Below are 4,687 nucleotides of genomic sequence, written 5' to 3'. Positions count from 1 at the left end.
GAATACGAAATAGCATCTTTATTATAATTTCTTTGTAAAGAGTCTAGTGTAACTTTCAATTCAGGAACGGTAAGCATTTTCTCAGACGTAATATTTCCATCATCAATTTCTGCTTGATTTAATTTGGTTAAATCGATATTGATAACATATTTTGTGAAACTACTTTTAGCAAAAGGTAATCGTTTACGTTCTTCATAGTCTTTTGGATGAATGTCTTCATAGTAAAAGCCATCATATAATTCCAATTGTAAATAATTAGAGTCGTCTTCGCTAGTTAAAACACCTCGTTTTGCTTTGATGATGGTATTGGCACCTAAACCCATGTTACTGTTTTTAACATGCATGGTAACACCTTCTAAAAACTCGCCATTATCACCGGATTTTTTATCTACCTTAATATTTGATGTTCCAATGGTATTAAACTGACCTTCAGCAATTGCCATGGCTGGTTTTTGCTGTACAATTGTTTTTCTAAGATTGATAAACTTATATTGCGCATCTGGAATTACATTATTGGCAAAAAAGAACGATACAAAAGCTAAGATTCCAATAGTAATGGTTAGCATTTTCATAGCGCGTTGTAACGAAATTCCTGAAGATTTCATAGCCGCAAATTCATAATTTTCAGCAAAGCTACCAAAAGTCATTATGGAAGCTAATAAAACCGAAAGCGGTAAAACTAAAGGAACGATTGTAGGCGCATAAAAGGATAAGAACTTAAGAATGGTAAAAAAGTCCAAATCTTTTCCCGCCAATTCAGCAATAAAAAGCCAAATTCCCTGTAAAACGAATATAAAAAACAAGATTACAAATACCGAAGTAAATGTAATCATGAAGGATTTAATAATGTATTTATCTAATATTTTCACCCGAACGAAATTAGTCTAATTTATTGATGTAATAATTAGGATATTTTGATTTGGTAAAGGTAAAATGATTTTTCGATAATGGCTGATTTGTTTTAAAAGAATTAACAGTTAAAGTAGTTTTTGTTCCATTTTTGCCCACTTCAATCACGGTGTAGATGTGTTTTGTTTGAACATCAATGCCTACAAGGATTTCTTTGCGTTGATCTTTACTGCTATTTGGTGTTAATTTTACATATTGAATTTTTCTTCCTTTAACGTTTTGAAGAATATCCCAAGCGTATTTGTAACCTGTATTAAAGAAAGTTAACATTTTGTTTGGGGTAATCGCATTTTCATCTTTAGGATCAAAATTAGCTACTGTAATTTCTTCATCTTCTGGAACAACAGTGTACACTTTTTTACCATCGAAAATCTTGGTTACTCCCATAAAATTAAGGTTATACAAATTCCCTTGAAGCGCCACATTTCCTTTGCTTTCTTGATTGATGTTTTCTTTTGGATTGTTTAAAGAATATTTAAAGTCAATCACGATATTATTGTACGATTTTACTTTGGCAGAAACTTCATCTAATAGCTCTTTTGCTTTTTTAGCATCTTGAGCTTGAAGTGAAAAACCAATTAGTAATGCAATTGCAACTTGTAAAAAACGTTTCATTTTGATATTAATTTTGTTCATTATTTAAAAAGTGTTCCAGAGCAACTAAATCAGGAATTAAAACGGAACGGGCTTTACTTCCTTCAAAAGGTCCTACAATACCAGCAGCTTCTAATTGATCAATTAAGCGACCTGCTCTATTGTAACCTAATTTCAATTTTCGTTGAATTAAAGAGGCACTTCCTTGCTGTGCAGTTACAATTACTTCTGCTGCTTCTCTAAACAAAGAATCTCTTTCGGATATGTCTATATCAAGTTTTATGCCACTTTCTTCACCTACATACTCAGGAAGTAAATAGGCTTCAGGATATGCTTTTTGTGCTCCAATGAAATCACAAATCTTATCTACTTCTGGAGTATCAACAAACGCACATTGTACTCTGACGATTTCGTTTCCTTGTGTATATAGTAAATCGCCTCGTCCAATTAATTGGTCTGCTCCACCTGAATCTAAAATAGTTCTCGAATCAATTTTAGAAGTTACTCTAAACGCAATACGCGCTGGGAAATTCGCTTTAATCATCCCCGTAATTACATTTACCGACGGACGTTGCGTAGCAATAATCAAGTGTATTCCAATAGCACGAGCTAACTGAGCCAAACGAGCGATAGGGGTTTCAACTTCTTTACCTGCTGTCATAATTAAATCGGCAAACTCGTCCACTACTAATACGATATAAGGTAAAAAGCGGTGTCCGTTTTCGGGATTTAATTTGCGATTTCTAAATTTCTCGTTGTATTCTTTGATGTTACGCACCATGGCATCTTTTAATAAAGAATAACGGTTGTCCATTTCAATACACAACGAATTCAACGTATTGATTACTTTTGTATTATCGGTAATAATAGCATCGCCACCATCAGGAAGTTTTGCTAAATAATGACGTTCAATTTTATTGAATAATGTTAATTCTACCTTTTTCGGGTCAACCAAAACGAATTTTACTTCGGCAGGATGTTTTTTGTAAAGAAGCGAAGTCAACACCGCATTCAATCCAACCGATTTTCCTTGACCTGTAGCACCTGCCATCAATAAGTGAGGCATTTTGGCTAAATCTACTACAAAAGTTTCATTAGAAATAGTTTTTCCTAATGCGATAGGTAATTCCATTTCGGCAGTTTGAAATTTCGGTGACGCAATCACACTCTTCATCGAAACCATTGTTGGATTGTTGTTAGGCACTTCAATACCAATGGTTCCTTTTCCTGGAATTGGTGCAATAATACGAATTCCTAAAGCCGCTAACGATAAGGCAATATCGTCTTCTAAGTTTTTGATTTTTGAGATACGAATACCCGCTTCTGGAACAATTTCGTATAAAGTAACTGTCGGTCCAACAGTCGCTTTAATTTGCGAAATTCCGATACTGTAGTTCTTTAAGGTATCAACAATTTTATTTTTGTTTTCTTCTAATTCGGCTTGGTTAATGGTAATTCCGCCAGAAGAATATTCTTTTAATAAATCGATAGGAGGGAATTGGTAATTCGATAATTCCAATGTTGGATCGAATAACCCAAAATCTTGTACCAATTTAGCTGCTAAATTTTCTTCTACGATTTCCTCTTCTTCTACTTTTTCAATAACAAAAGCATCTTCGTTAACGAAATCTTCTTTCGGAATACTTCTGTCTTCGATTGAAAAATTAGTTACTTCTGGAGTTTCAACTTTTGGTTTTGGATCTAAATTTAATTCCGATGCTGAAGCAATTGTTGGTTTTAAAGCCTCTTTGTTGATTTCGAAATTTGAAGGATAGGTTTTCAATTCGAAATTCCCCATTTCCTCTTCGTCTTCGGTTAAGATAAAATCATCTTTTGAATTGGTCGGAGTTACTATTGGTAAATCGGTATTGATTTCTTCTTCAATGTCTTCGTTTGTTTCTTCTGTTACAGGAACTATTGTATTAGCAACGGCAATATCTTCGTTTAATTCCGATTGAGGTTTTTCAAAAATTTTAGTAAAACTTTCAGGCGACATTTTGATTTTGAAAACTAAGAACAGCACGATTCCAAATAGAAGTACTAATAAAGTTCCTGTTTTTCCGATGTAATCTTGGATGTACAGATTCATTTCATATCCGACAGTTCCTCCTAATTGCGGAATGTAATCCCAGAAAAAACCTAAAATGATAGAAATGAAAATAATCAGATACAAATCCCAAAAGAAACTTCTTTTAAGTTTAGATAGCGCCATATCTAAAATCATATAAGCACCTACTAAAAATAATATTCTAACAAAAATAAATGAAGCTACTCCAAAACCTTTATAAAGAAAAAAGTCGGCTAAAAAAGCTCCAAATTTCCCTAACCAGTTTTCTGCTTTAGCACTTCTATTGGCTAATTCAGATACAATATTTTGATCGTTATTTCCTGTTATGAAGTAAGAAATAAAGGAAAGTAATAAAGCTATTGAAAAGAAAATCAATAAAATACCGAAAATAAATTTCTGCTGACGACTTAAACGCCAAGAGAATTTTTCTTTGGTTTCAGTAGGAGAATTTACGGAATCTTTACTTGTTTTTTTGGCCATGTAAACGGATCAATTTTTACAAAAGTAGCTAAATTAAAACAAATATGGAAAATAAATAATGCATCCGATTGCAATAGCAGTTAAGGCTGCAAAAAATACGGCTCCAGCAGCTATATCTTTAATAAAACCAATACGTTCATGAAAATCGGGATGTACGAAATCGGCTATTTTTTCAACTGCAGTATTTAAGCCTTCAATTCCTAAAACTAAACCGAAAACTAGAATTTGCATCATCCATTCGTAACGGTTGATTCCAAAATAAAATCCAGCAAATGTCATAAGTACAGCCAATGAAGACTGTACCATGACACTATGTTCTGTTGTGATTAATTTGATTGCTCCCTTTAAAGCAAATCCCATACTTTTTAATCGACCTGTAAAAAGGGTTTCGTCTTTTTCGAATTTCATATTATAATACCGCTAAAGCAGCTTCGTAATTTGGCTCGTCAGCAATTTCTTTTACTTGTTCTGTGTGAAGAATTGTTCCATTTTCATCTAAAACAATTACGACGCGTGAATGTAATCCCGCTAAAGGGCCGTCAGTAATTTCTAAACCGTAGTTTTTTCCAAAACCTCCGTCTTTAAAATCAGATAAGTTAATTACGTTTTCTAATCCTTCAGCGCCACAAAAACGTT

At 33.3% G+C, this 4,687-nt stretch carries 5 protein-coding genes; all 5 read right to left on the bottom strand.

The genetic code is table 11. The features are described from left to right. A partial coding sequence (locus tag L6Q46_RS12795; RefSeq protein WP_291284632.1) for an LptF/LptG family permease occupies positions 1-869 on the bottom strand: 869 nt, incomplete at its 3' end. A gap of 10 nt (positions 870-879) precedes the next feature. Beyond that, complete coding sequence (locus L6Q46_RS12790; RefSeq protein ID WP_245902905.1) at positions 880-1,524, bottom strand: outer membrane lipoprotein carrier protein LolA; 645 nt, start codon at positions 1,522-1,524, stop codon at positions 880-882. Positions 1,525-1,531: 7 nt separating this feature from the next. Continuing rightward, the gene (locus tag L6Q46_RS12785; protein WP_291284631.1) at positions 1,532-4,051 is read right to left on the bottom strand and encodes a DNA translocase FtsK; all 2,520 of its coding nucleotides are present in this window, start codon (positions 4,049-4,051) and stop codon (positions 1,532-1,534) included. Positions 4,052-4,084: 33 nt separating this feature from the next. After that, entirely contained in the window at positions 4,085-4,459 is a 375-nt protein-coding gene (locus L6Q46_RS12780; RefSeq protein ID WP_291284630.1) for a diacylglycerol kinase family protein, read from the bottom strand. Position 4,460: 1 nt separating this feature from the next. Further along, the coding region (locus L6Q46_RS12775; RefSeq protein WP_291284629.1) for a redoxin family protein at positions 4,461-4,687 on the bottom strand (227 nt) is incomplete at its 5' end.

Origin of the sequence: Flavobacterium sp. (genome assembly GCF_023151265.1) — a bacterium.
In the GTDB taxonomy this organism is placed as follows: domain Bacteria; phylum Bacteroidota; class Bacteroidia; order Flavobacteriales; family Flavobacteriaceae; genus Flavobacterium.
Note: the sequence above shows the minus strand (reverse complement) of the source record. Positions and strands in the feature narration are given on the sequence as shown.

Coding starts and splice junctions, on each gene's coding strand:
- L6Q46_RS12785 (WP_291284631.1), bottom strand. CDS start 4,051: ATGGCCAAAAAAACAAGTAAAGATTCCGTAAATTCTCCTACTGAAACC.
- L6Q46_RS12780 (WP_291284630.1), bottom strand. CDS start 4,459: ATGAAATTCGAAAAAGACGAAACCCTTTTTACAGGTCGATTAAAAAGT.
- L6Q46_RS12790 (WP_245902905.1), bottom strand. CDS start 1,524: ATGAAACGTTTTTTACAAGTTGCAATTGCATTACTAATTGGTTTTTCA.